Origin of the sequence: Rhizobium sp. M1 (assembly GCF_002531805.1) — a bacterium.
Lineage (GTDB): Bacteria > Pseudomonadota > Alphaproteobacteria > Rhizobiales > Rhizobiaceae > Rhizobium > Rhizobium etli_C.
In genome coordinates this window covers 330,795-355,263 of sequence record NZ_NWSW01000003.1, presented here as the reverse complement: position 1 = coordinate 355,263, position 24,469 = coordinate 330,795, and the positions used below count along the sequence as shown (strand labels likewise).

General features: G+C 62.4%; 18 protein-coding genes and 1 riboswitch. Of the genes, 11 read left to right on the top strand and 7 right to left on the bottom strand.

The genetic code is table 11. The features are described 5' to 3' along the window. Positions 1–398: 398 nt before the first annotated feature. From CO655_RS05615 to CO655_RS05595, 5 genes are all read right to left on the bottom strand, one after another. Complete coding sequence (locus tag CO655_RS05615) at positions 399–8,966, bottom strand: hemagglutinin repeat-containing protein (protein WP_097664061.1); 8,568 nt, start codon at positions 8,964–8,966, stop codon at positions 399–401. A gap of 91 nt (positions 8,967–9,057) precedes the next feature. Next, on the bottom strand, positions 9,058–9,612 hold the full coding sequence (locus CO655_RS05610) for a hypothetical protein (protein ID WP_097628993.1): 555 nt from the start codon (positions 9,610–9,612) through the stop codon (positions 9,058–9,060). Between the two features lie 44 nt (positions 9,613–9,656). Then, a complete protein-coding gene (locus CO655_RS05605; protein WP_097664060.1) occupies positions 9,657–10,124 on the bottom strand; it encodes a hypothetical protein in 468 nt (155 codons plus the stop codon). 13 nt (positions 10,125–10,137) lie between these two features. After that, positions 10,138–11,859, bottom strand: a complete 1,722-nt coding sequence (locus CO655_RS05600; protein WP_097664059.1) for a ShlB/FhaC/HecB family hemolysin secretion/activation protein — start codon at positions 11,857–11,859, stop codon at positions 10,138–10,140. 12 nt (positions 11,860–11,871) lie between these two features. After that, positions 11,872–12,465: an invasion associated locus B family protein gene (locus tag CO655_RS05595; protein WP_097664058.1), complete on the bottom strand. Its 594-nt coding sequence runs from the start codon at positions 12,463–12,465 to the stop codon at positions 11,872–11,874. 681 nt (positions 12,466–13,146) lie between these two features. Next, positions 13,147–13,243: riboswitch (TPP riboswitch) on the top strand. Between the two features lie 42 nt (positions 13,244–13,285). On the opposite strand from CO655_RS05595, the gene thiM reads away from it, so the two are divergent. The 11 genes from thiM to CO655_RS05540 all read left to right on the top strand — a co-directional run bounded on the left by thiM (position 13,286) and on the right by CO655_RS05540 (position 23,353). Then, complete coding sequence (gene thiM, locus CO655_RS05590) at positions 13,286–14,089, top strand: hydroxyethylthiazole kinase (protein WP_097664057.1); 804 nt, start codon at positions 13,286–13,288, stop codon at positions 14,087–14,089. Then, complete coding sequence (thiE, locus tag CO655_RS05585; protein ID WP_097664056.1) at positions 14,086–14,721, top strand: thiamine phosphate synthase; 636 nt, start codon at positions 14,086–14,088, stop codon at positions 14,719–14,721. Before thiM ends, thiE begins: the two co-directional genes overlap by 4 nt. Further along, positions 14,718–15,551 carry a bifunctional hydroxymethylpyrimidine kinase/phosphomethylpyrimidine kinase gene (gene thiD / locus CO655_RS05580; RefSeq protein ID WP_097664055.1) on the top strand — a complete coding sequence of 278 codons (834 nt, stop codon included), beginning with the start codon at positions 14,718–14,720 and terminating at the stop codon, positions 15,549–15,551. The genes thiE and thiD overlap by 4 nt, the downstream gene beginning before the upstream one ends. 223 nt (positions 15,552–15,774) lie before the next feature. Then, entirely contained in the window at positions 15,775–16,254 is a 480-nt protein-coding gene (locus tag CO655_RS05575) for a GNAT family N-acetyltransferase (RefSeq protein WP_097582232.1), read from the top strand. Positions 16,255–16,278: 24 nt separating this feature from the next. Continuing rightward, positions 16,279–17,301 carry a glycoside hydrolase family 3 N-terminal domain-containing protein gene (locus tag CO655_RS05570; RefSeq protein ID WP_097664054.1) on the top strand — a complete coding sequence of 341 codons (1,023 nt, stop codon included), beginning with the start codon at positions 16,279–16,281 and terminating at the stop codon, positions 17,299–17,301. A 43-nt stretch (positions 17,302–17,344) separates the two neighbouring features. Continuing rightward, on the top strand, positions 17,345–18,991 hold the full coding sequence (locus tag CO655_RS05565) for an ABC transporter substrate-binding protein (protein ID WP_097664053.1): 1,647 nt from the start codon (positions 17,345–17,347) through the stop codon (positions 18,989–18,991). A 58-nt stretch (positions 18,992–19,049) separates the two neighbouring features. Further along, a complete protein-coding gene (locus tag CO655_RS05560) occupies positions 19,050–20,027 on the top strand; it encodes an ABC transporter permease (RefSeq protein WP_097608585.1) in 978 nt (325 codons plus the stop codon). 1 nt (position 20,028) lies between these two features. Beyond that, the gene (locus CO655_RS05555; RefSeq protein ID WP_097664052.1) at positions 20,029–20,907 is read left to right on the top strand and encodes an ABC transporter permease; all 879 of its coding nucleotides are present in this window, start codon (positions 20,029–20,031) and stop codon (positions 20,905–20,907) included. Next, positions 20,904–21,707, top strand: coding sequence for an ABC transporter ATP-binding protein (locus CO655_RS05550; protein WP_097664051.1), 804 nt, complete (start codon positions 20,904–20,906; stop codon positions 21,705–21,707). The genes CO655_RS05555 and CO655_RS05550 overlap by 4 nt, the downstream gene beginning before the upstream one ends. After that, positions 21,704–22,603: an ATP-binding cassette domain-containing protein gene (locus CO655_RS05545; RefSeq protein WP_097664050.1), complete on the top strand. Its 900-nt coding sequence runs from the start codon at positions 21,704–21,706 to the stop codon at positions 22,601–22,603. Before CO655_RS05550 ends, CO655_RS05545 begins: the two co-directional genes overlap by 4 nt. 69 nt (positions 22,604–22,672) lie before the next feature. After that, entirely contained in the window at positions 22,673–23,353 is a 681-nt protein-coding gene (locus tag CO655_RS05540) for a hypothetical protein (protein ID WP_097664049.1), read from the top strand. Positions 23,354–23,359: 6 nt separating this feature from the next. Here CO655_RS05540 and CO655_RS05535 read toward each other — a convergent pair whose 3' ends face one another. Then, the gene (locus CO655_RS05535) at positions 23,360–24,154 is read right to left on the bottom strand and encodes an aldolase/citrate lyase family protein (RefSeq protein WP_097608580.1); all 795 of its coding nucleotides are present in this window, start codon (positions 24,152–24,154) and stop codon (positions 23,360–23,362) included. Positions 24,155–24,216: 62 nt separating this feature from the next. Beyond that, positions 24,217–24,417 carry a hypothetical protein gene (locus tag CO655_RS05530; RefSeq protein ID WP_010032807.1) on the bottom strand — a complete coding sequence of 67 codons (201 nt, stop codon included), beginning with the start codon at positions 24,415–24,417 and terminating at the stop codon, positions 24,217–24,219. Between the last annotated feature and the right edge of the window lie 52 nt (positions 24,418–24,469).

Below are 24,469 nucleotides of genomic sequence, written 5' to 3'. Positions count from 1 at the left end.
GACGGCTCAGGCAATTCTCAGAGATCGGCACTGGCTTCCGAGGACATCATCGGGGCGCGACTAATCTATGATCGTATATTCACGATCTAGTAAAATTTGGCGCCACCCGACAGTGGAATTAAATATAGCAAAATCCAATATATCATATCTATCATTTGCCGCCGTACTAACGGTTATTCTTGCGTTTGAGTAGTGAGTATATGTACCTCCTACACTCGGCAGGGCGCGATTACAAATTTCCTGCAGATCCCAATCGCCTACTTTTCCATGAGCCGCGGGTAGTGGCTCAACAAAATCGATCTCAAACTCGCGCCCAATGCGGCATATGCACGGTATATCCTTCTGCTTCAAGAGCCACTGAGACGCCAAATTTTGCTCAATTCGAAATTCCACCCACATCATGGCCTCCTTGGAACAACCACTATTCCGTTTTTCGTGAAATATTGGCTGAATGTTGTTTTGGGACTGAAATATTGAACTCCATGAGGGTCTCGAATCGCGACAACCTCTACGCCATTTCTCGTTGTCACACCATCGACGACAATTGCATGCGAAAAACCGCTGCTCTCATCGTAAATTTGAACAATCACCGGCGTACCGTCAGATGTATAGCGCGCCAGATCGGCTACATTTCGCTTGGCAAAAACATTGGCTGCCACCCCTTGCTCTCTCAAAAGTCCAACTATCTGATCGATTTCTATTCCGTTCGCATTGGGGGGAACAGCTGCTATTAGATCTTCAACATCGACAGGTCTCCCCAATGTATCCAATACCATACCGCAGGAATTATGACCGCAGGTGGGCGCTTGACCCTGATCGAGTAGCAGGCGATTGCCGTTTCTGGGCATCGCATCTGCTCTCAGCGGATTGTTTGGCGCCGACACGCCCCCTGTGACAAATTCTCCTGTCTGGGGATTTAGCTCAATATTGTTGAGCGCGGAGCGGACACTGCTATCGGCCGCATCACTCACCTTGAAGCGTATCGCAAGCGCCTCACCGCCTGACGTTACGAGCGTGGCTGCGATAAGACCGAGATCGAGAGCAAGCTGAATCTTCTGCGCTTCTTCGTCCGAATAATTCTGCTTCTTGAGCAGGGAAACCAGCAGGCTATCGGCTTCCTTGCCGGTGATGAGCGTTTCCGTATAGCCAACCAAATGGTTGGCACTGTTCATCGCTGTAGCAATCGCAGCAATACACGCCGCCGTTCCAACGTTGCACAGCGCGGCAACACCGACCGTGCCTGCGACCTCAAGGATCGCCGACATGCCCGCATTGGTTCGAGCAATCTGGGCCATTGCTCCGTCGATCGCGTCCGGTATCGAGCCACCTTTGTTGACAGCGTCAGCTACGTATCTAGCAAGGATCACATCGAGATAGACTGCGCCCTTGCCCGGAGTGAATTGGGCCAGCGTATCTGCGTCGAAGTCCAGATTTAACGAGCTATCCCCGGGTTGCTGATCGGGGAAGACATCAATGCCTGCTCTATCCAATCTTGAGGCGAACTTCAGGAAATCCTTGATCATCGAACGGCAGGTGTCCGAGGCGGGATTCTGCTGGCAGACCGCCATCATCACGATGTCATTCTGTAGTGACTGCTGCTGGTAACCTCTGACTTTCGCCCATTCAGCATCGCAATCGGACTGGCATGCCTCAGCTTCCTTGAGGGCCTTTACCGCCTCAAACAGCTCCTTGTCCGCAAGATAATTGTACTGATAATTCGCCGCACCATATGCGGCACCTTCACCACCGCCGACCGCACCACCAATAGCGGCCGCCAAGCTGGCTCCGATCAACCTGGCAAGTGCTGCACCTTCTTTTGTCCCGTCATATTTGGTGCCTTTGAGCATGCCCTCGACCAGTTTGTCGATTGCAGAACCGAGCATAGTGGTAGCTGCACCACCAAGCGCACCCTTTAGAGCTCCTTCCCAGCCATTGACGCCGCCGAGAATTCCGCCGCCAATGGCATGCAGCAGAGCTCGCCCGGCTCCATCCTTACCCCAAAAGTCTTGTTCCGCCTGCGTCGTAGCTTTCAGCATCAGGTCGTTGGCGATATCGGCCACCAAGCCCGCCATCGTCGCCTGCGCTTCCTGCAGATCGGCTTGCGTCTTGTACTGATCGCGCAGGATGTTTTGCAGATCCGGCAGGCCGGGCAGCGAGGTGTTGGTGTTATCGGTGTCGCGGCGGATCGTACCGATGTCCTGCGTCTGATGCTCGGGATCGGTGATGGTGATGCCGATGTTGCCACCGATGGCTGAATAGGCCTTGCCGGTTTCGCTCTCCCCATCGTTGACCTTTGCAAGGCTCAGGCCGCCGGAGCCGATCGAGGCGCCGTAGGTGTCGGCTTTCCAGCGCGAATGGGTGTCGACATCGGAAACTTCGAGCGTGCCGGTTTCGAGATGGTTCAGTTCCGCCGGCGCCTGACTGGTAATCAGGCCGCCCACCAGCGTCGTCTTCTTGTCGACGGTCAAATCAAGACCGCCAATGCCGGCATGGATGCCGGATTGCTCGGAGACGATGGCGGCGTCACCCGTCGCCTTCTGCGTTGAGCCGGAGGCGCTGAAACCGTCGGTGCCGATCGAACCGGAGAGATTGAGCTGGCGGGCCTCGGCAGTCGCCGTATCCACCAGGCTTTCGACCGTCAGGTTACGCACGGCGGCGGTCACCGAGTTTCCGGTGACGGTAGCACCCCTCAAAGTGAGGTCGTTGGTAAGAATGGTGACGTCGCCGGTGCCGTTGACATGGGTGTTGTAATTCGTCAGCCCCGTCGTACCGTCGTTGCCCTTGCCGTAGGAACCGCTGACGCTGACCCCGGGCACGCACTTCGACTTCGTGCTGCACTCCCACTTGACGCCGACGCCGACACTATAAGACGAGTTCTGGCTTGCAGTATCGGATGTGCCGGTCGCGGCATTGAGGGTAATATTGCCCTTCTCGGCCGACAGGACGATGTCACCGGCAAGCGGATCGTCAGAGATTGTGGGCAGGCCGAACTTATCGTAGCCGGCGGCAATCTGAGCGCCGTCGCTTGTGATCGAGCCATTCTCAGCCTCCAGCGCGATCGAGCGGCTGGCACGGATATCGGTGACGACGGGCGTCGAGGATGATGAGGACGAACTGTTTTCCTGATGGTTAACGCCAGCTGATAGCGAGACCGAGAAGTTGAGGCCTTTCGCGTCAAGAGACGTATCCGTCAGTTGCTTATAGGCTTCCTTCAGGCCCTTGTAGCCTTGATAGAAGCCGAGACCGGCAATGGCGGTGTTGGTGACCGCGTTGACGCGGGTATCGCCGGCAAGGCGCTCGGCCGAGTTCATGATGCTGCTGGCGGCTTGGCTCACCTGACTGGAGACGCTGAGCGTCACGCCGGCAAAGGTCTTCTCGTGTATCTCCTCGTAATTGGTCTTATCCGCAGCCGACAGAAGATTGATGTCGTTGGCAGCAAACAAGTTGACGTCGCGTTCAGCCGAAGCCTGCGCAGCCTGCAGGTTGATATTGTTGCCGGCAGAGATGTTGAGATCGCGGCCAGCAGACAGCGTCGACGCCGCATTGGTGTCGGACTGCTGCGCTGAACTGTCCTTACTCGTTTGCGCGCCGATGCCTATGGAGATGCCGCCATTGCCGGCAGAGAAGGACAGGCCGAAGCCGGACTTCTTCTCCTGTTCGGACTGCGAGAAGCTTTCCGCGCCGGGCGTCACGTTGACGTCGCGGGCCGCCGACAGGTTGATGTCGCGCTCGGCATCGACAGAGGAACCCATAATGTTCAGGTCGGTCGCCTTCGCCGTAAGGTTTACGTCCTCGCCAGCGGAAAGCGCTGAGCCGACATTGAGGGTCGAAGCCTGGGCGCCCTTGTTCTGCTGACTGCCGTAGATCGAAATGAAGCCGCCACCGCCGCCGACGCCGAAGCCGGACTTCTTGCGCTGCTCTTCGAGCTCGTGCGTTTCCTGCGCCCCGACGATGGAGACACTGTCGCCGGAGATGTTGATGGAGCCGTCGGCATCCGCCTTCGAGCCGGCGATTACTGCCGCGCCGCCGGCGCTCAGATTGATGTTGCCGGATGCGCCGAGTTCGGAGGCGACGGTCGTTTCGTCATAGCTTTTGTGGCTGGAGGAGCCTTTGGATAGGAAGCCGCTGCGCGACCCCTTGTCATCCTTGGCTGTAGTGTCTTTGCCGGAGGCGATGACGAGGTTCCCGCCCGCGGTGATGTTCAGGTCGGCTGGAGTGGTGCCGTCTTCCTTGCCGGCTTCGATCTTCGAGGCGGAGATGACCGTATCCTTGCCGGATTCAATATCGACGCCGCCACCGCCTGTGATGGCGGAGCCGACGGCCGTCGTCGTTTCCAGATGCGTGGTCGTCTTCTCGCTCGTGCCGAGGAAACCGCCCTTGCTGCTGAGCTTGGTGTCGAGGGTGGCGGTGTCGGTGGCTTCGGCGATCGTCACGTCGCCATCGGCCTTGAGGCCGACCTTGCCATCGGCGGCAAGCTTGCTGCCGACGATGTTGAGATCGTGATCGCCGCTGCCGTTGCCCGCTTTCACCGAGAGATCGCCGCCAGCCGATATTTCCGAGCCGACATGGGTGATCGACGAGGCGGACTTCTTGCCGAAGGTGGATGCCGAGTGCTCCTGCGCGGCAGTGATATTGATATCGTCGCCGGCGCTCAGCGCGACATTGCCGCCGGCCTTGACGGAGGAGCCGGAGAGCAGGATGTCGTCGCCGGCCTTGATGGTCGCATTCGTGCCTGATGAAAGCTGCGATTGCTGCTGGTCGGTGGAAAGCGTCCTGGTGTAGCCGGACTGGTTGTTGCGGGCGACATCGGCCGAGACGACGGCCACCGAACCGTTGTCGGCGGTCACGTCAAGCGTCGTTCCCGCCTTGGCGGAACTGCCGATGACATTGACGTTGTCGGTTGCCTTGATCGTCAGGGCTCCGCCGCTGGCGATCTGGGTACCGGTGGCATTCTGCTGACCACCGTTATCGACCTTGGCGGCTCCGAGCGTGACATTGGTGCCGGAAAGCTGGGCGGAGCCGCCGGCGTTCACCTTGACGCCCTTCAGCGCCAGATCGCCGCTGCCGCCGGCAAGCTGCACGTTGCCCGATGCCGTCACGCCGGCATTGGTGTTGACCATGTTCTGGCCGCCGATCGTCATGGTCTGGGCGGCGAGCGTGATGCCGTTGGTGGCGTTGAGCACCGTGTCGCCGCGCGACAGGAACGTTCCGCTGCCCTGAATGGTCTTGCCGGCGATGGTAAGCCCGCCGGCGGAGGCGATCAGGCCGGAGTTGGCGAGATCGCCGACATTCATGTCGACCGAGCCGCCCGCCATGGCTGCGCCGGCTCCGGTGAGCTTCTGCCGATCGGCGGCCGCGACGTAGACGACGGGGGCGAGCACCTGGACGCCGTTGACGGTCTGCATCTGGTAGAGGACGATCGACTCGGTGAGGGCTGCCGCCTGCTCCGGCGTGAGACCTTGGCCGACGGCCAGGCCGTGATCCTTCGCATAGGTCACGCCGTTGTCGAGCAGGGTCTTCATCTGCTCGATCGCGCTGTTGCCGGCAATGAAGGTGCTTCTGCCGAGCCCTTCGCCGACGAGCTGCCGCAACTGCGTGTCGATCAGCTGGTTCTCGAAATAGGCGTCGCCCAGGAAGGGAACCGTGGTATCCGGTTGATAGCCGATGTGGTCCATGAAATAGGCGGAGCCGTAGAAGGTGCCGACATCAAGGAACTTGGCGCGGGTTTCGAACAGGAAGATCTGGCCGGGGATCTGCTTGCCGAAACCGCCCGATTGCGGATTGGTCGAGGCGATAAGGGTGGTGCCGAGGCCCGAGTTGACGTTGAAGAGGGCGCCGCCGGCCGTCAGGCCGGAGAGCGCCGACAGCGGATCGCCGGGGTTGCTTGCGGCGGCGACGCTGGCGCCGCCGGCCATCGAGCCGGCTGCCGAGGTGTTGTTGACGCTGCCGAAATCGACGGAGAGCGCTCCGCCGGCCTTGATATTGGCCGAGACGCCGCCGATCGCCTGGACGGAGCTGACGATCGTTGTGCCGTTGGCGATGTTCTTCGAAGGATTGGCGTGGCCGTTGGCATCATAGGCAGTGCAGGCGCCCTGGGCGCTGCAGGTCGTCGTCGTCGTGCGGAAGAGGGTGACACCGGTGTTGGTCAGCGTCGAGCCCTTCAGCGTCGCGTCGCCGCCGGCCTCGATCGAGCTGTAGGAATTGGTGAGATTGGTGGCATCGATGGTGAGGTTGCGGCTCGCCCGGATCGTCGCTTCGGGGCTGAGCGTGCCGGTCAGGCGGTCCTCGTAGACCGACTGGCTGAGATGGGACGACCAGTCCCATGAATAGGTGGTGCTTTCGTCCGAGCCGCTGAAATTCACCTCGTCGACGATGAAATAGCGCGACGGATTGTTGGGATCGGCAACCGGGTTGCCGTTCGCATCCCTCGGCACCCTTGCCCTGATCCAGTCGATGATCGGCGTGACCTTTTCCGGTCCGTCGGCCGAGATCCAGGTCCACGCGCGGTAGGTCGTGCCGTCGGCAAGCGTCGCCTTCGACCAGAGCAGCGGCTCATAATCCTGCCACAGCCCCGGATCGACGCCGGCATAGAGCTGGAACATGTTCTGGTCTGCGGTCTCGAGATACCCGAAAGGCAGGCCGGCGGCGGCGGGATTGAGCGTGAAGCCGGTGACGACGCCGGAGGAAATCAGCGTCCCGGTCGTCCATTGCGGCGTGGCGGTCCGCTTGTTGATCAGGTTGCCGGTCAGGATCGACATGTCGTTTCCGGCCTGGATGAGGCCGGAAATATTGGTGACCTCAGTGTTTCTCAGCCCCGATGCCGTTCCGGCGATCTCAAGGTCGTTGCCGGCGAGGATGGCACCCTGATTGTTGGTGAGCACCCCGCCGATGAACAGGCGGGCGTCGTTGCCGGCATAGGCAAGGCCCGTGGCTGTGTTGGTGAAGTTGCCGGAAATGTTGAGGGTCAGATCGTCGCCGGCCGCCAATTGTCCGGCATTGGTGAGCGATAGCAGCGTCAGCGTCAGGTCGTCGTCGGCAAGCAGCGCCGTGCCGGCGGAGGTGGAGAGGCCGTCGGCATTGATGACGATGTCGCCCGAACCACCGGCATCGGTGATGGCATTGATCTTGGCGCCGCTCAGATCGGCCGTGCCGGTGAGATTGAGGGCGAGCCCCCCGAGCGTGAGGCTGTTGTTGCTGAGATTGGCGCTATCGGCGTTGAATGTCAGCGTGCCGCCGACGGCGATGTTGCCGGCGGCGCCATTGGCGAGATCGACGTTGGTGGTGGTGAAGGCCAGGTTGCCGGTGGTGCTGGTGGGATTGCCGTAACTGATCTGGCCCGAGGCCGTCAGCGCAGCGTTGCCGAGGCTCTGGAGTTGGCCATAGGCGATGTTCTGGCTCGCGGCGGCCGAAAGATTGCCGCTGCTCAGCATCGCGTCGCCGATGACGATCGAACCGTTTGCGGCGGCAAGGCTCATGTCGCCCGCCTGCTGCAGCACCAATGTGCCGTTGGCGGATTGGGCGGTGGCGGCGAAATCGACGCCGGAGGCGACGGTCGCCGCCGCAATCGAGCGGCCGGTTGCCGTCACGTTGCCCTGCGCCAGGACATCGCCCGATATGCCGATGTCGGCGCCGGCGGAAAGGGTGAGATCGCTGCCGCTGACAAGCGACGCTGCGGAGATCGAGCCTGACGTCGCAGCGATCGTCAGCGTATCGCTGCTCTTGACCGCCCCTGCAATCTGGATGCCGCCGGATGTGGCGGAGAGGTCGAGCGTATTGCCGGCGACGACGCTGCCGGCGGCAATGCCGGCCGCCGAGGAGATCTCGACGTTGACGGCGCTGTTGACCTCGCCGCCGACGCTCAACAGGCCGCTGCCGCTCGACAGCACGATGTCGCCATCGGCAGCGATCGTATCGAGGGTGATCCCATTGTCGGCCTCGATGGCGGCTTTCGCTTTCGAGGTGACCTTGGCGGCCGTCACTTTCGCCTTCGAGGAGATCGAAACGCCCTGCTCACCGGAGACGTTGCCGAGCGAGATTTTGCCGTCGGCCGACAACGACAACTCGTTGGTGTTGGCGGCAAGATTGCCGCTCATGCGCACGCCGGCGCCCTGTTCGGTGACGACGATCTTGATGCGGTCGGCCTGCATGGCGCCAAGTGCGGTGCCGTCGATCGCATATTCCGGCGTGCCGGAGATCGGCGCGAGCGCCTGGGAATCGCCCGTCGCATAGTCGAAATTGGACGCACCCGCCGTCACGCGCAGCGACTTGCCGTAGACCGGGCCGTTGACATGGACGGTGCGCGAGACGATGTCGAACAGATCAACCGCGCCGGAGCCGGCGGCGAAATTGCCGCCGTTCGGTCCGATGGTGACGTCGCCGCCATTGACGGTAAAGCCGTTGAGCTTGCCATCGGCACCGATATCGGGAACGCCCGTCGTCAATGTCGCATGCGGCGTGTTGATGAAGCCGCAGCCATCGCAGGTGATGCCGTTCGGGTTGGCGATGATCACGTCGGCCCGCCCGCCGAAGACTTCGGTCGCCCCATTCAAGGCCGAGCGGTTGCCGCTGGTGACTTCGTTGAGGATGACCGTTGCCGGCCCTGATGTGCTGAGATTGGCATTGCCCGGCGTGAGGCCACCGAGATTGGAGTTGCCGATCTCGCCCTGGAAGTTGTTGAGGATGAGACCCGGCGTGCCGACGTTGAAATTGTCGTATTTGTTGTGCGACAGACCTTTGCTGTTCGGCGTGACGATGTCGATGAGCGGCACGCCGTTCGGGGCCGTGCCGACGCCCGGCTGATTGGCGGCAGGCGCCGTGGTGCTTGCCGAGACCGACTGGGCGTTGGCCAGCATCGGCTGAAAGACCAGCAGCGCGCTGAGCACGATCGCAAGCGAGCGATGGGCAAGCCTGCCGAGCCGGTAGCCAAGACCCTTGCCATTCGAACCAAGTCCGGTTTTTTCACGCATCGTTTCGTCTTTCCAAACGCACAACTGGTTTTTGTCTCGACATCAATCACGGCCCGGCGCTGCCTTTCCGGCAGCGCCTCGCCTCGTCTCGTTATTTCTGGGTGAGCCAGGTCTTCACATTTCGGGTGAAGGACTTGGACAGGCGCTGTGCCATGACATCAGGCGCGCCGGACGTTGTCGCCGCATTGACCGCGACTGCGATGATTACGCCGTAACCGCTTCCGCGCATGGAGAGGTCTTCGCCATGGATGTTTTGCGCTTGGGCGATCAGTTGCCCGGTCTTGGCATCCTCCAGCCGAACGGTTCCGTCGATCATGCTGTCGTGACCACCGATAATGCGGGCCTGCTTTGTGGTGACGTCGAACACATGCAGCGTCACGACCAACCTGCCTCTGTTCGGGCCGCCCGGCACGCCGATCAGTTCCTTGGACATCGTGGCTTGGAGGGTACGAACCGCGTCGGAGACCTGCTGGTCGGGCTTATCGCCAAAACCGAATGTCTTGACGTCGGGAGCCAGCTCGATCCGGATCTCGCGCACAGACGTGCGCTGCAGGGCCGCAATCAGCCGAGGATCTGTCCTGGTGGTGACGCAGGACGCCAGTGTCGCCGCCAGCAGGAGAAGGGTTAGAAAACGCACGATACGCATACGGAACTCCGAATTCATGGATAAGATTCAAGGACCTACTGAACTCAGTCCCGGTTGTCCGACGACGAGGCAGGCTTTGGCTTGCTGTCGAGATGCTTGTAGAGCTCGGTCAACTGCGACTTCGGCGCCGGGCACCCCTTCGATTTGGCGATGCTGGTCAGGACATTGTTCCTGTTGCGCAACGCGTCGATCTCGACCTTCTCAGGCGATTTCGGGTCCATGAAAAACAGCGCCGGCAGAAACAGAAGCACACCGGTCGCCCCAAGCACGATGTTCTTACCTTGCGCATCGGTACGCTCCTTCACCGTCGAGGTGATCTGCCGTTCGTTCGCCTCGAATTCCCGGGTGATGCCGGCGCAGTCGAAGGCGCTGTCGGTCGGATTGGTCGAAGCGACCGGACGGGCCTCGCGTCCGGCGCAGCCGGCAAGAGCGATGGAAAGGGAAAGGATCAGCGCCGTCGGCCGCGAAAGGCTTTTGCCGCGCTTGATCGTCGAAGTGTCGTGGGTGGTCATTGTCTTGCTTTCGTTACCAATGCGCAGATGCGCTGAAATAAAAGAGCCCGCCGTCGACATGGTCGACGCTGCTGGCAAGGATGTCGGAATAGCCGAGGTCGGCGCTGATCGTGCCGCCGACGGCGCGGATCCCGGCCGTCCAGCCGGCAAGATCGCCGCCTGTCATGTCGAAGCGCTTTTGCGCGTAGACGTGGCCGTAGTCGAAGCCGAGATAGGGGCGCAGTTCGCCGAACGCCTTGGCGGCGCCGCCGCCGCTTTCGTTGGATTTCGTTCTCCAGACGATCTCGTTGTGGCTGAACACGCCATTATTGCCGAAGAGCACGCTTTCGCGGGTGCCGCGGACATTGCTGTAGCTGCCGAGGGACATCTGCTCGGCGCCGAGAAGATTATCCGGGGAATATTGGCCGCTGACGAGCGACGTCAGCTCGAACTGGCGGCCGATGGCCTGGAAGGGCTGCGTGACGGTGATGGTGGCGTTGAATTTCGAAAATCGCGGATCGGCATCGCCCGCGCCGGGCTCTCCTGCCTTGACGGCATCGAAAAGACCGAGCCCCCTGTCGTAGCTGGCATCAAAGACCCAGATACCGCCGAACATCCGCCGGGAATGGGAAATGCCGATCTCGCCGACCGTATAGCGGCGGCTGCCGACCTCGATCAGGTTGCCGAGCAGGAAGTTGTTCGTCTGCTTGTAGGTGAGGCTGCTGCGGACCGTCGTGATCGAATCCTTGTCGCGCATGACGACGCGATCGATGCCGACGCCGGCCTGCCCCGAATTGCCGGAGGTTTCGAGCGTGCTGAAGTTTCCTTCGACGGCGCTTTCATATTGGTACCAGGAGCCGTTCAGCGAAACGGTGGAATAACCGTAAGGGACGCTGACGCTGCCGGAATAGCTGTTGCCATAGCCGTTTCCGTCATTCTCCGAGGGATAGTCCGGACCGCTGTGCTCGTATGAGAAATTCCACTGGTCGTTGATGCCGAGCAGATCGTCGTAGCCGAGCGATGCCGAGCTGCGGGAAAGGCCGGTGCTCTCCTGCCCCATATTGTTGTTGCCGAGCGAGACATGCCATGGCCGGCCCGGACGGTTTTCGATATTGAGGATGGACGTTCCGTCCTTGGGGCCGGGCAGCATGGCCGACTTGGCGTCGTTGGCCTGCAGCCGGTTCATCTGGTCGAGCCCCTGCTCGATGTCGCGGATATTGACGACCCGGCCGATCAGGCCGGGAAAGGCGCTCGCCAGCGAAGCGTTGCCCGCCACTGTCTTGCCGTTGAGATAGATGTCCGACAGCGTGCCTTCGACGACCAGCAGGCGCAGTATCCTGGTCTTGCGGATATCCTGCTGCGGCACATAGGCCCGCGAGGTCACATAGCCGTGGTCGATATAGAGATGGGTGACATCCCTGAGCACCGCATTGATCTCGGCAAGCCCGACGCAGCGGTTGCCGTAAGGCGCCGTCACCTTGCCGATCTCTGCCGCCGACAGCAGGTTCGCCCCGTCGATTTCCACGTGGGTAATGTCGAAACAGGCGCCGGTCGCCTGGCTGGCGGGCAAGGCTCCGCTTTCTGCATCCGCGCCGCCGCTCGGTGTCGCGCGCCGCAGGGCATCCAGCCGCTGCGTCTGCGACTGTTGCTCCTGACGGCGGTTGAAATCATCGGCCGGCGATTGCGCATAAGCAGGTGCGACAGCCGTCACGAGGACGGCGCCGGCGAGCAGGCAGTATCGAATTTCTGTGGTCATGGTGAAATTCGGCTACTTCGCGGCAGTGGATTGGAGTTCGTCGAGGGCCGGGCTCAGCCCTTTGAGCGAAAAGCGGATATTGACGTCCTGGCCGTTCATCAGCCGCACCAGCCCTTCGGCGGTCGAGCCCTTGCGCAGCGCGGCCGTCGTCTTCGCATCCAGGGCCTGCTGCGCCCAGCATCCGGCCTCGTTGCAATTGCGATAATCGAGTTTTTCGAGGGGCTTGCCGTCCGCCTTGATCGCCAAGCCGGACGGCAGGAAGACGTTGAGCGGCAGAAGGGCGGTCAGCATCAGCCGCGGCTTGCCCTTGCTCTTGCCCTGAGAAGCGGCCGGCGCGGCGGCGATCGCCAAGGTCAGGACATTGACGTTCTTGCCGTCCTTGGCGACTTGCGCCACCTGCGCGACTTCGCAGGCTGCCGTGTCGCCGGAGCCCGTGCAGCGATAGTACCAGTCGTCGAATTTCTGCGATTTGATGGCCGGCGCCTGGCCTTGAACCACCGCATCAGGAGATTGCGAAAGGGACGGGCTGGAACAACCGAGGAATATCAGGAGGGAGGCGACGGTCCGGAGACCTCCCTTCATGTGGTTTATCGAAAACTTGCCCATCAAAAAATACAACTTCAGGAGGATTTTATTTGCGTGCAGTGCCATATCGCTACAATCGCGCTCACCGTCAACCTGAACGTGTCAGAACGGTAAAGTTTCGGTTAGATATTTACGGCGCGTTTCCATTAGCCAAGTCCTGCATTCGCCGGACTCTTGACAGAAATTTACCGGCAAATCCGAGACTCGACAGTACTGAAATAACGAAAACAATGAGACACCATTCAACTTACGCGGAGCTGTCCAAATGCGCGCCTGCATTGAAAATACGGATAGGCAAACGCGAAGGGCGAATAAAATAATACAATTTGAAATTAAGAAAACCTGCAATCAGAAGAGTGCCTCATCTTCCAAGAAGATTTGTTGGCCACCCGTCACACCCTTCCCCGAATAAACACTGAAACTGCGACAGATCACGCGGGTATTGCGTCACCATCAAATATAAAGGTGTATTTCATCTGAATTGCACCCATGGTTGCCGCTGTTATTCCTGACCAAAAGGGGAGGCAAAGGTCGGGCGTTCCGAGACGCCTTCGCGCAATGCTGCTGTCGCCACCCGAATCATTGGGCTCCCCGGCTGGCAAGATCCGCTGATCATCCGCCCCTAATCATGGCTCAGTCGCCCTCAGCCGCGAACGTCATTTTCGGGATGACAGCCGCGCCCTTCTCTGCGAAAAAGAGGGCGATGAGAGACAGGGGCGTTCGTCGACAGACGGGCTGAGAAGAACCCTTCGAACCTGAACCGGATAATGCCGGCGGAGGGAGTCGCTCGGGGCAACGAAGTAGACGCCGCCCCGCGCCCGCCCCGCCAGAAAGGGGCGCCATGCAGAGCAAGATCACCTCGGGAGCCATGCTGAAGGCGATGCGGGAGAAGCCGCCGCTCGTTCACTGCATCACCAATTACGTCGCCATGAACATCGCCGCCAATGTCCTGCTTGCGTCAGGCGCCTCACCGGCCATGGTGCATGCGCCTGAGGAAGCCGGGGAATTCGCCGGGATCGCGAGCGCGCTGACCGTCAATATCGGCACGCTGTCGACGCAGTGGATCGAAGGCATGCTGGCGGCGGCGAAGGCGACGGCGTCATCAGGCAAGCCCTGGGTGCTCGATCCGGTCGCCCATTATGCTACGGCTTTCCGCCGCAATGCGGTCGCCGATCTCCTAGCGCTCACGCCGACGATCATCCGCGGCAACGCTTCCGAGATCATCGCGCTTGCCGGCGGAGAGAGCCGCGGCCAGGGCGTCGACAGCCGCGATCCCGTCGAGCAGGCGGAGGGTTCGGCCCGTCGGCTTGCGGAGCGGCAACAGGCCATCGTCGCCGTCACCGGCGCGGTCGATTTCGTGACCGATGGCGCCCGGGCGGTGCGCATCAAAGGCGGATCTGTCCTGATGCCGCAGGTCACCGCGCTCGGCTGCTCGCTCACCTGCCTGGTCGGCGCCTTCGCCGCCGCAGTGCCCGAGGATACGTTCGGCGCGACGGTCGCAGCACTCGCAACCTTCGCGGTTGCCGGCGAGGATGCCGCACTCGGAGCGGCCGGCCCCGGTTCCTTTTCCTGGCGTTTCCTCGATGCGCTGGCCGCGCTCGACGGTGAAACGCTCGATGCCAGGGCAAGGATATCGGCTGCATGAAGACTTTCGACCTTTCGCTCTATCTCGTCCTCGACCCCGATCTCTGCGCCGGGACCGGCATGGTCGAGACCGCCCGCCTTGCCGTTGCCGGCGGCGCGACGATGGTGCAGCTGCGCGACAAACAGGCCGGCACGGCACGCATGATCGAGACCGGCCATGCCTTGAAGCAGGCGCTCGTTGGCACCGGCGCGCTCCTCGTCGTCAATGACGATGTCGAGGCTGCCATCGCCATCGGCGCAGACGGCCTGCATATCGGCCAGGAGGATATGAACGCGCTCACCGCGCGGAGCATGATCGGCCCCGAGATGATCCTCGGTCTCTCGGTCGAGACCGAGGCGCTCGCCGCCGCCGTCGATGCCGATCTCGTCGATTATGCCGGCGTCGGACCGGTGTTTGCGACGCCGACCAAGGCCGACCACAAGCAGCCGATCGGCTTTGACGGGCTTGCCAGGCTGGTGAAGGCTTCGCCGGTGCCATCCGTTGCCATCGGCGGCCTCAAGGCTGACCATGTCGCCGAAGTGTTTGCTGCCGGCGCCAGAGGGCTTGCCGTCGTCTCCGCCATCTGCGGCACGCCGGATCCGGAAGCCGCCACGCGCCGCATAGCCGCAGAAATCCGAAAGGTCCCCGCATGATCCGCAACGTCCTCTCCATCGCCGGTTCCGATCCTTCTGGCGGCGCCGGCATCCAGGCCGATCTCAAGGCCTTTTCCGCCCGCGGCGTCTACGGCATGGCGGTGCTGACCGCACTGACGGCGCAGAACACCCAGGGCGTCACCGGCGTGCATCTGGTCCCGCCTCCATTCGTCGCCGACCAGGTCGATGCCGTCTTTGCCGATGTGCGCGTCGATGCCGTCAAGATCGGCATGATCGCCAATGCCGCCATCGCCGACGCCGTCGCCGCCGCACTTTCTAAAGCTCTGGCCGCAGCAACGGCCAACGGACGCGGCATTCCAGTCGTCCTCGATCCGGTCATGATCGCCAAAGGCGGGGCCGCCCTGCTCGCGCCCGAAGCGGTCGACGTGCTGACCCTCCGGCTACTACCGCTTGCCACGCTGCTGACCCCGAACCTGCCGGAGGCCGCCGCGCTGCTGCACCAGCCGGTCGCGACGAACCGGGCTGAGATGGCGGTGCAGGCCGAACGGCTGCGCGCCCTCGGCCCGGCCGCGGTGCTGGTCAAGGGCGGCCATCTCGACAGCGACGAGAGCCCCGACGTGCTGGCCGCCGCCGATGGCCTGCACTGGTTCGAAGCCCAGCGGGTGCCGACCAAGAACACGCACGGCACCGGCTGCACGCTGTCGAGCGCGCTGGCGGCCGAGCTTGCCAAGGGCGCCTCGGCGCGAGAAGCGGTCGCCATCGCCAAGGATTACCTTGCCGGCGCGGTCGCGGCGGCCGGACACCTTACCGTCGGCTCAGGCCACGGGCCGGTGCAGCATTTTCATGCGCTTTGGAAAGACGCCGAATAGGGTCCCTTCACAGAGACGGAGACATCGCGACCACGATGGAAAACGGCCCCGCCTCCCGGGCCGTTTTTGCATTGCGCCACCTTGCATTGAAACCGCGGCCGCGGGTCGACGGCCGCGAGGCGCGATTTGAAATAGCCTGTTGACAAGACGGGTGAGATGGCCAAGTCTATGACATTAAAAGGGGATATGTTCCGCAATAACGGAATAAGAGGAGGAATGACAGGTGCCAGACCTGCTTGTGAGCCTATATTCCGCGCGGCTCGCCGACCTGAAACAGAAAGCCGATGATGTCGGCGCCTCCATCCGCCCGGCCCTCCCCCCGGAGCTGCATCTCGTCGTCAACTGGGTTCGCGAACACTTCAGCGAGAACTGGGCAAGCGAGGTCTCGGTCGCCTTCTCCCGCCAGCCGGTCGCCTGCCTGATCGCGATCGAAGGCGGAACGCTTCAAGGCTTTGCCTGCTACGACACGACGGCGCGCGGCTTCTTCGGCCCGACCGGCGTTGACCCGCAAGCCCGCGGCAAGGGCATCGGGCTCGCGCTGTTTTCCGCCTGTCTTGAGACGATGAAGAGGCTCGGCCATGCCTATGCCTTCATCGGCGATGCCGGTCCGGTCGATTTTTACGCCAGGACCGCAGGCGCCATCACCATCCAGGCCCCCGACAAGGGCATTTACGAAGGCATGCTGAGAAGCATGCCGAAATGACCATCTGATACCGGAGCACTAGACTTGTCCTCGACCCCACTCGCCCTTTTCGTCGGCCTTCCCAATCCGGTTCTTTCGGATGAGGAATTCGCGCTGCTTCGCGAGACCAATCCGCTCGGCCTCTTCGTCGGCCGGCGCAATCAGCGCGAGCCGGAGCAGACGAAGCGGCTGATCGAACGCTTTCGCGAAGCCGTCGGCCGCGACGACGCCCCCGTCTTCACCGACCAGGAGGGCGGCCGCGTCCAGCACCTCGATGCTGGTCCCTGGCCGCTCTTCCGCAGCTCCGGCCAGTTCGCCGAGCTCGCGCGCCGCGATTTCGATCTCGGCAGAAAAGCATTGCGCCTTTCCTCCCAGGCCATGGGCGCGATGATGACGGAACTCGGCCTTTCGAGCGGCTGCTCGCCCGTTCTCGACCTCGTCTTCGAGACGACGAGCGCGGTCATCGGCGCCCGCTCCTTCGGCCCGGATCCCGATGTCATCGCCGCCCTCGGCCGCGAGGTGGTCGACGGCCTGCTCGAGACCGGCAACATGCCTGTGATGAAGCATATTCCCGGCCATGGCCGGGCGACGCTCGACTCCCACAAGGAGCGGCCGGTCGTCGACGCCAGCCGAGAAACGCTGACCACGACGGATTTCAAACCCTTCGTCGCATTGAAGGACACACCCTGGGCCATGGTCGCCCATGTCGTCTACTCCGCCTACGACAGGGAATTGCCGGCCTCCGTCTCACCGATCATGCACGACGTCATCCGCAAGGACTTGGGTTACGGGGGCGTGCTGATCTCCGACTGCATCTTCATGGAATCGCTCTCCGGTACCCTGCCGGAACGCGTCAAACAGGTGCTCGACGCCGGCTTCGACATCGCGCTCCACAGCCATGGCGATATCAGGGAAAGCGAAGCAGCCGCCAAGGCGGCGCGCCCGTTGACCGACGCCGCACTGCAGCGGATCGCCGCCGGCAAGGCCCGTCTCGGCAATCTCAAGATCGACTATCGGGCCGCCCATGCCGAGGTCGAAGACATATTTGCAAGCGCGCTGGTCTCCTGACTGGCGCGCCAACTCTCACCGTATAAAAGAAGGGGAATAAAACATGAAAAAATATCTTCTTGCCGCCGCCGGGCTGACGCTGCTTTCGGGATCTGCCATGGCGCAGACGATCCTGACGGCCAATATCGAACCGGCGACGACCTGGGTTCGCAACTTCAACCCGTTCAACCAGACCTCGGCGCGCCAGTCGACGCTCGATTTCATCTATGAGCCGCTTGTTATTTTCAATCGCTTCGACAGCAACAAGCCGGTCTACCGTCTGGCCGAAAGCTTCAAGCTTTCCGACGACCTGAAGAGCATCGAGTTCAAGCTGCGTCCGAACCTGAAATGGTCGGACGGCAAGCCGTTGACCTCAGCCGACGTCAAGTTCACCTATGACTACCTGAAGAAATTCCCGGCGCTCGATTTCGTCAGCATCTGGACCTTCGTTACCGACGTCCAGGCCGTCGATGCCCAGACCGTGCGCTTCACGCTCGCCAATCCGAGTTCGCTCGCCGCCGAGCAGATCTCGCAGCTGCCGATCGTCCCCGAACATGTCTGGAAGGATGTCGCCGACCCAGTCACCTTCGCCAACGAAAACCCGGTCGGCAGCGGCCCGTTGACCGAGGTCCCGCGTTTCACCGGCCAGACCTACGACCAGTGCCGCAACCCGCACTATTGGGACAACGCGCATCTGAAGGTCGATTGCATCCGTTTCCCGCAGCTTGCCGACAACAATCAGATGCTGACGGCAACGGCCGACGGCACGCTCGACTGGGGCGTCTCCTTCATTCCCGATATCGACAATGTCTATGTCTCCAAGGACCCGGCGCATTTCCACTACTGGTATTCGCCGAGCAGCATGGTCGCCTTCCTGTTCAACCTGGAAACCGCGAACGAGAACAACAAGAAGGCCTTCAACGACCTGAAATTCCGCCGTGCCGTGTCGATGGCGCTCGACCGCAAGACGATGATCGACGTCGCCGGCTATGGCTACCCGACGCTGAACGAAGATCCCGGCCTGATGGGCGAGCTTTACAAGAGCTGGGCGGATCCGTCGGTCAAGGCCGATTTCGGCAAGTTCGCCACCTATGACGCCGACGCCGCCAAGGCGCTGCTCGACGAGGCCGGCTACAAGGACAAGGACGGCGACGGCTTCCGCGACAATCCCGACGGCAGCAAGATCTCCTTCTCGATCATTGTCCCGAACTCCTGGACCGACTGGGTCGATACTGTCAACATCGCCGTCGAAGGCATGCAGGCGGTCGGCATCGATGCCAAGATCGAAACGCCCGAAGAAGCCGTCTGGACCGGCAACCTCATCAACGGCAGCTTCGATGCGGCGATCAACAGCCTGCCGGCTTCGGCCTCGCCCTACTACCCCTACAAGCGCGCCTTCAGCGCTTCGGACAAGGGCAAGACCCGCTTTACCGCGCAGCGCTGGTTCAATCCTGAGGTCGAGAAACTCGTCACCGAGTTCACCCATACCGCGGATCTCGCCAAGCAGAAGGAAACGATGAACAAGGCGCAACGCATCGTCGCCGAAAACATGCCGATGATTCCGGTGTTCAACAATCCGAACTGGTATCAGTACAACACCAAGCGCTTCACCGGCTGGTCGACCAAGGAAAATCCCTTCGTCAATCCGTCGATCTCGCGGACGAACCCGGCACGCCTCTTGAACCTGCTCGCGCTCGAGCCAGCCAAGTAAAGGCATTGATCCCGGGAGCGGTGGCGTTCAACGCCGCTCCCGCCACGACGGAGTTCCCATGGCTTTCCTGCTTCGCCGCCTCGTCTTCTACATGGCAGCCTTCATCGCGGCAGCGACGATCAATTTCTTCCTGCCGCGGCTGATGCCGGGCGATCCCGTGCAGATCATGTTTTCGAGCGCCGGCACCGAATTGCCGCCGGAAAGCCTGCAGGCGCTGAAGCTCACCTTCGGCTTCGTCGATGGGCCGCTCTGGCAGCAATATCTCACCTATCTCGGCAGCATCTTCACGGGCGATCTCGGCCGCTCGATCAAGTATTTCCCGCTGCCGGTCACCTCGGTGCTCGGCCATGCCCTGGTCTGGACCGTCGCCCTGATGGGGACGGCGACGATCGTCAGCTTTGCGCTCGGCACCTTGCTCGGCATCCTTGCCGCCTGGCGCCGCGGCAGCAGGTTCGATGTCGTCGTCTCCGTCGGTGCGATCTTCGCCACCTCGGTGCCGGCCGTCGTCACCTCGCTGATCGTGCTTTTCATCTTCGGTTTCACCCTCGGCTGGTTCCCGAACGGCTATGCCGCCGATCCCTCGCTCGATCCGGCCTTCAGCCTGCAGTATCTCGGCAGCGTCGCCTATCACGGCATCCTGCCGATGGTGACCCTCTGCACCGTGCTGATCGGCGGCTTCACCGTCACCATGCGCAACAACATGATCAACCTGCTCGGTGAGGATTATATCGTCATGGCCCGCGCCAAGGGCCTGTCCGACCGGCATGTGATGCTCTGGTATGCGGCGCGCAACGCCCTGCTGCCGACCGTTTCCAGCCTTGCCATCGCCATCGGCACCATCCTCGGCGGCTCGCTGGTGACCGAGGTCGTCTACAACTATCCCGGCCTCGGCAACATTCTCTACCAGGCGATCCTCGCCCGCGATTATCCGGTCATCCAGGGCCAGCTGCTGATCATGACCGCCACCATGCTGATCGCCAATTTCATCGTCGACGTCAGCTATGTCATGCTCGACCCGCGGCTGAAGGGAGCGTGAGATGAAGACCCTGCTTCGAAACCGCAAGGCGCTCACCGGCCTCGTCATCATCGCTTTCATCGTCATCGTCGCGATCGCAGCGCCGCTGCTGACCCAATACGACCCCGCCGCCCGCACCGGGCGGCCGCACCAGCCGCCGTCGCTCGACCATATCCTCGGCACGACCCGCATCGGCCAGGACGTCTTTGCCCGGCTGATCTACGGCGCCCGCACCTCGCTGGCCGTCGGCTTCGGCGCCGGCCTGCTGATCACCCTTGTCGGCACCGCGCTCGGCATCATTTCCGGCTATCGCGGCGGCAAGACCGACGAGGTCATCAGCTTCTTCACCAATATGGTGCTGGTCGTTCCCAACCTGCCGCTGCTGCTGGTGCTCGCCGCCTTCATCGGCCAGGCAAGCCCCGTCGTCATCGCCCTGATCCTCGGTGCCACCTCCTGGGCCTGGGGCGCCCGCGTCACCCGCGCCGAGACGCTCTCGGTCAAGCAGAAGGATTTCGTCAAATCCGCCGAGATGATGGGCGAGCCGCAATGGCGGATCATGACATTCGAGATCTTCCCCAATGTGATCTCCATCGTCGGCATCAATTTCATCGGCAGCGTCATCTTCGCGATCATCACCGAGGCGACGCTGGAATTCCTCGGCCTCGGCGATCCCCGGGCGATCTCCTGGGGCACCATGCTCTACAACGCGCAGAAGGCTTCGGCCCTTTCGGTCGGCGCCTGGTGGGATATTCTCACCCCCTGCTTCGCGCTCGCCCTCCTCGGCATCGGCATGTCGCTCCTGAATTTCGCCGTCGACGAGATCGCCAATCCGCGGCTGCGCACCGGCAATCATCTGAAGCGCTGGTCGCTGCTCGTCCGTTCCGGGGAGGGCCGCCTGTGACGCAACCGCTGCTTTCGGTGAGGAACCTCACCATCGATTATATCGGCGAAGAGAAGGATTTCCGCGCCGTCGACGACGTCAATTTCGACGTCGCGCCCGGCGAGGTCTTCGGCCTTGCAGGCGAATCCGGTTGCGGCAAGAGCACCATCGCCTTCGCCATCAGCCGCCTGCACAAGCCGCCGGCGCTGATCCGCAAGGAGAGCCGCATCCTGCTCGACGGCCGCGACGTACTCGATCTCGACCAGCGGGCGCTTGCCGCCTTCCGCTGGGGCGAGGTCGCCATGGTTTTCCAGAGCGCCATGAATTCGCTGAACCCGGTGCTGCGCATCGAGGCGCAATTCTACGACCTGCTGCGCACCCATAAAGGCATGAGCCGCACGCAAGCCCGCGAGCGGACCGCCGAGATGCTGACGCTCGTCGACATCGCGCCGGATCGCATGCGCGATTATCCGCATCAGTTTTCCGGCGGCATGCGCCAGCGCATCGTCATCGCCATCTGCATGGCGCTCGATCCGAAACTCGTCGTCATGGACGAGCCGACGACCGCGCTCGACGTCGTCGTCCAGCGCGAAATCCTGCAGCGGATCAACGAATTGCGCCGCCGCTTCGGCTTCTCCGTGCTGTTCATCACCCACGATCTCGGGCTGATGGTGCAGTTCTGCGACCGCATCGGCATTATGCTGTCCGGTAGGCTGGTGGAGCAGAACAGCGCCGAGGCGATCTACCGGACGCCGGCGCACGACTATACGAAGAAGCTCTGGGCCTCCTTCCCCTCGCTTCATGGAGGCGTACGGCTATGAGCGAGGCCATCCTTGCGCTCGACACGGTGACAAAGACCTTCGGCCACGGCGCGTCCGCCGTTCATGCTGCCCGCTCGATCTCCTTTTCGCTGCGCGCTGGCCGGGCGCTGGCGCTCGTCGGCGAATCCGGCAGCGGCAAGACCACTTGTGCCCGCATGGCGATGCGCGAATATCTGCCGACATCTGGCCGCGTCCTCTACAAAGGCCGGCCGGTCGAAACGGCGAATTCCGCCGAAATCGCCCGCTACCGCCGCTCGGTGCAGATGATCTTCCAGGATCCGTTCGCCTCGCTGAATCCCGCCCACACCATCGCTCACCATCTTCGACGCCCGCTGAAGCTGCATCGCCCTGATATCAAGGGGACTGATATCGACGCCACCATCCGCGAACTGTTGGAGCGCGTCAGGCTCGATCCCGATCTCGTCGCGCCGAAATATCCGCATGAACTCTCCGGCGGCCAGCGCCAGCGCGTCAACATCGCCCGCGCCCTTGCCGTCAAGCCGGAGGTGATCGTCGCGGACGAACCGACCTCGATGCTCGACGTCTCGGTGCGCCTCGGCGTGCTCAACCTTTTGAACGAGATGAAGCGGGAGATGAATCTCGGCCTGCTCTACATCACCCATGATATCGCCACCGCCCGTTATGTCGCCGAGGACATCGCCGTGATGTATGCCGGCCAGATCGTCGAATGGGGCAGCACCGCCCGAGTGATCGACAATCCGCTGCATCCCTATACCAGGCTGCTGCTCTCGGCCGTGCCCGATCCAGACGTCCGTTTCGAAGATCCGAAGGCGCGGCTGAGGCCCGACGAGGTCGAGGATATCCGCCGCCGTTCGGCCGCCCCGCAGGACGATGTCGTCGAAGCGGAGCCGGGTCATTTCATGCGAATGATCTGACGCCGGTTTGCTGGTTTCGCTCGTCTCCCTGTGCTAGGGGAGCCTTTCTTCATTTGAGGCGAAACTGTCATGCTGCCCTGGATTCAACTCGATTCCGCGACCATTCCCGGCGAAGGCGGCGAGTTGCGCCTGAAGCAGCGCGGCAGCGAGTTCTCGATCATGCTCGGCGCCAACGAGCTGATGAACAGCCGCCTCAGCGGCTCGGAAGAGGCGCTGGCGACCCTCTCCTGGGAGCGGATCAAAACGCATGCGAAGCCGAGGGTGCTGATCGGCGGGCTCGGCATGGGTTTCACCCTGCGCGCCGCTCTTACCGTCCTTCCCGATGATGCCGGCGTCACCGTCGCCGAACTGGTGCCGGCCGTCGTCACCTGGGCGCGCGGGCCGATGGCCGAGGTGTTCAAGGGCTGCCTCGACGATCCCCGCGTCGGCATCCATCAGGGCGATGTCGGCGAGGCGATCCGCGCCGGCAAGAGCGCCTATGACGCGATCCTGCTCGACGTCGACAATGGACCGGATGGGCTGACCCGCAAATCCAACGACCGGCTCTACGATTTCGCCGGCCTGCGCGCCGCCCGCGACGCGCTGCGCCCCGGCGGCGTGCTTGCCGTCTGGTCATCCGGGCCGGATCCTGATTTCACCCGCCGCCTCAGGGACAGCGGCTTTTCCGTCGAAGCGGTCAACACCCGCGCCAACGGCAAACGCGGCGGCGCCCGCCACGTCATCTGGCTGGCGATCAAGCCGGCCCGCTGACGAAGATCAGCTGCCGGAGGCGATCCTGCGGGCGGCATTGATGGCGCGGCGGGCGCCGGCGCGCAGCTGTATGGTCTCGGCGCCGGCGATGACCAGATCAAAGCCGAACTTCAACAGCTCGCCGGCCCGCTCGCCATCGCCGGCATAGGCGCAGGCGAATTTGCCGTGGGCGCGGCAGCGCGCAACCGCGTGCTGCATGGCGCTGTCGATCTCGGCCGCATTCGGCGCCACCTGATCGCCGTTCGACAGGGCGATCGAAAGGTCGGCGGGGCCGACGAAAATACCGTCGATACCGGTTACGCCAAGAATGCCGTCGATAGCATCGAGCGCGGCGCGGGTCTCGATCATGGCGATGGCGACGGTGAGCTCGTTGGCAGTCTTCAGATAGGCGTCCGGCGACAAGCCGCTATGGTTCAACGCCAGGGACGGTCCCCAGCTGCGCTCGCCGAGGGGCGGATATTTCGTCGTCCGGACCAGGGCTCGCGCATCCTCGGCGGAATTGATCATCGGCGCGATGATGCCGGAGGCCCCAGCATCGAGCAGCCGCGAGGCGGAGGCGAAATCGCCGACCGGAATGCGCGCGATGGCCGGTTTGCCGGCAAGACGGGCCTGAGCAACGGCATTTGCCGCCGACTGCATATCCCACATGCCATGCTGCATATCGAGCACGACGGCGTCGAAAGCTTCCTGCGCCAGATGATTGACGAGCATCGCGTCGGGGATGCCGACCCAGGCCGAGATCATACCGGCCTGGTGCTTCCTGATACGGTCGGCAAAACCGTCGATTTCAGCTGCGCTCATGCCATTCTCCTCATTTCGACAGGCCGCCAGCGGCCGGGTTGCCGCCAATCGGCAGCAGCAATTCATCCTCTGCGGCGAAGCCGCGAGATGCTGACCATCACGACGATGCCCGCCGCCGCCAGAATGGCGCCCCAGAGCATCCAGATCTTTTGGGCAATCATGAAACTCGATGCCGGATAGGGAAAATAGCCGCTTCCCTGCCCGATCCAGATCAAGCCGAACACGACCATAAGCAGGCCGACGACATATCCGATGGTTCGCATGCTTCAGTCACCTCCGCTATGGATTCGGCCCACAATGTCGATCGCCATCGCC

Bases quoted from the DNA above. Each gene is read 5' to 3' on its own strand.
- CO655_RS05555 (WP_097664052.1), top strand. From the start codon at position 20,029: ATGAAGACCCTGCTTCGAAACCGCAAGGCGCTCACCGGCCTCGTCATC.
- CO655_RS05605 (WP_097664060.1), bottom strand. From the start codon at position 10,124: ATGACCACCCACGACACTTCGACGATCAAGCGCGGCAAAAGCCTTTCG.
- CO655_RS05560 (WP_097608585.1), top strand. From the start codon at position 19,050: ATGGCTTTCCTGCTTCGCCGCCTCGTCTTCTACATGGCAGCCTTCATC.
- CO655_RS05535 (WP_097608580.1), bottom strand. From the start codon at position 24,154: ATGAGCGCAGCTGAAATCGACGGTTTTGCCGACCGTATCAGGAAGCAC.
- CO655_RS05595 (WP_097664058.1), bottom strand. From the start codon at position 12,465: ATGGGCAAGTTTTCGATAAACCACATGAAGGGAGGTCTCCGGACCGTC.
- CO655_RS05545 (WP_097664050.1), top strand. From the start codon at position 21,704: ATGAGCGAGGCCATCCTTGCGCTCGACACGGTGACAAAGACCTTCGGC.
- CO655_RS05530 (WP_010032807.1), bottom strand. From the start codon at position 24,417: ATGCGAACCATCGGATATGTCGTCGGCCTGCTTATGGTCGTGTTCGGC.
- thiM (WP_097664057.1), top strand. From the start codon at position 13,286: ATGCAGAGCAAGATCACCTCGGGAGCCATGCTGAAGGCGATGCGGGAG.
- CO655_RS05540 (WP_097664049.1), top strand. From the start codon at position 22,673: ATGCTGCCCTGGATTCAACTCGATTCCGCGACCATTCCCGGCGAAGGC.
- thiE (WP_097664056.1), top strand. From the start codon at position 14,086: ATGAAGACTTTCGACCTTTCGCTCTATCTCGTCCTCGACCCCGATCTC.
- CO655_RS05610 (WP_097628993.1), bottom strand. From the start codon at position 9,612: ATGCGTATCGTGCGTTTTCTAACCCTTCTCCTGCTGGCGGCGACACTG.
- thiD (WP_097664055.1), top strand. From the start codon at position 14,718: ATGATCCGCAACGTCCTCTCCATCGCCGGTTCCGATCCTTCTGGCGGC.
- CO655_RS05565 (WP_097664053.1), top strand. From the start codon at position 17,345: ATGAAAAAATATCTTCTTGCCGCCGCCGGGCTGACGCTGCTTTCGGGA.
- CO655_RS05600 (WP_097664059.1), bottom strand. From the start codon at position 11,859: ATGACCACAGAAATTCGATACTGCCTGCTCGCCGGCGCCGTCCTCGTG.
- CO655_RS05615 (WP_097664061.1), bottom strand. From the start codon at position 8,966: ATGCGTGAAAAAACCGGACTTGGTTCGAATGGCAAGGGTCTTGGCTAC.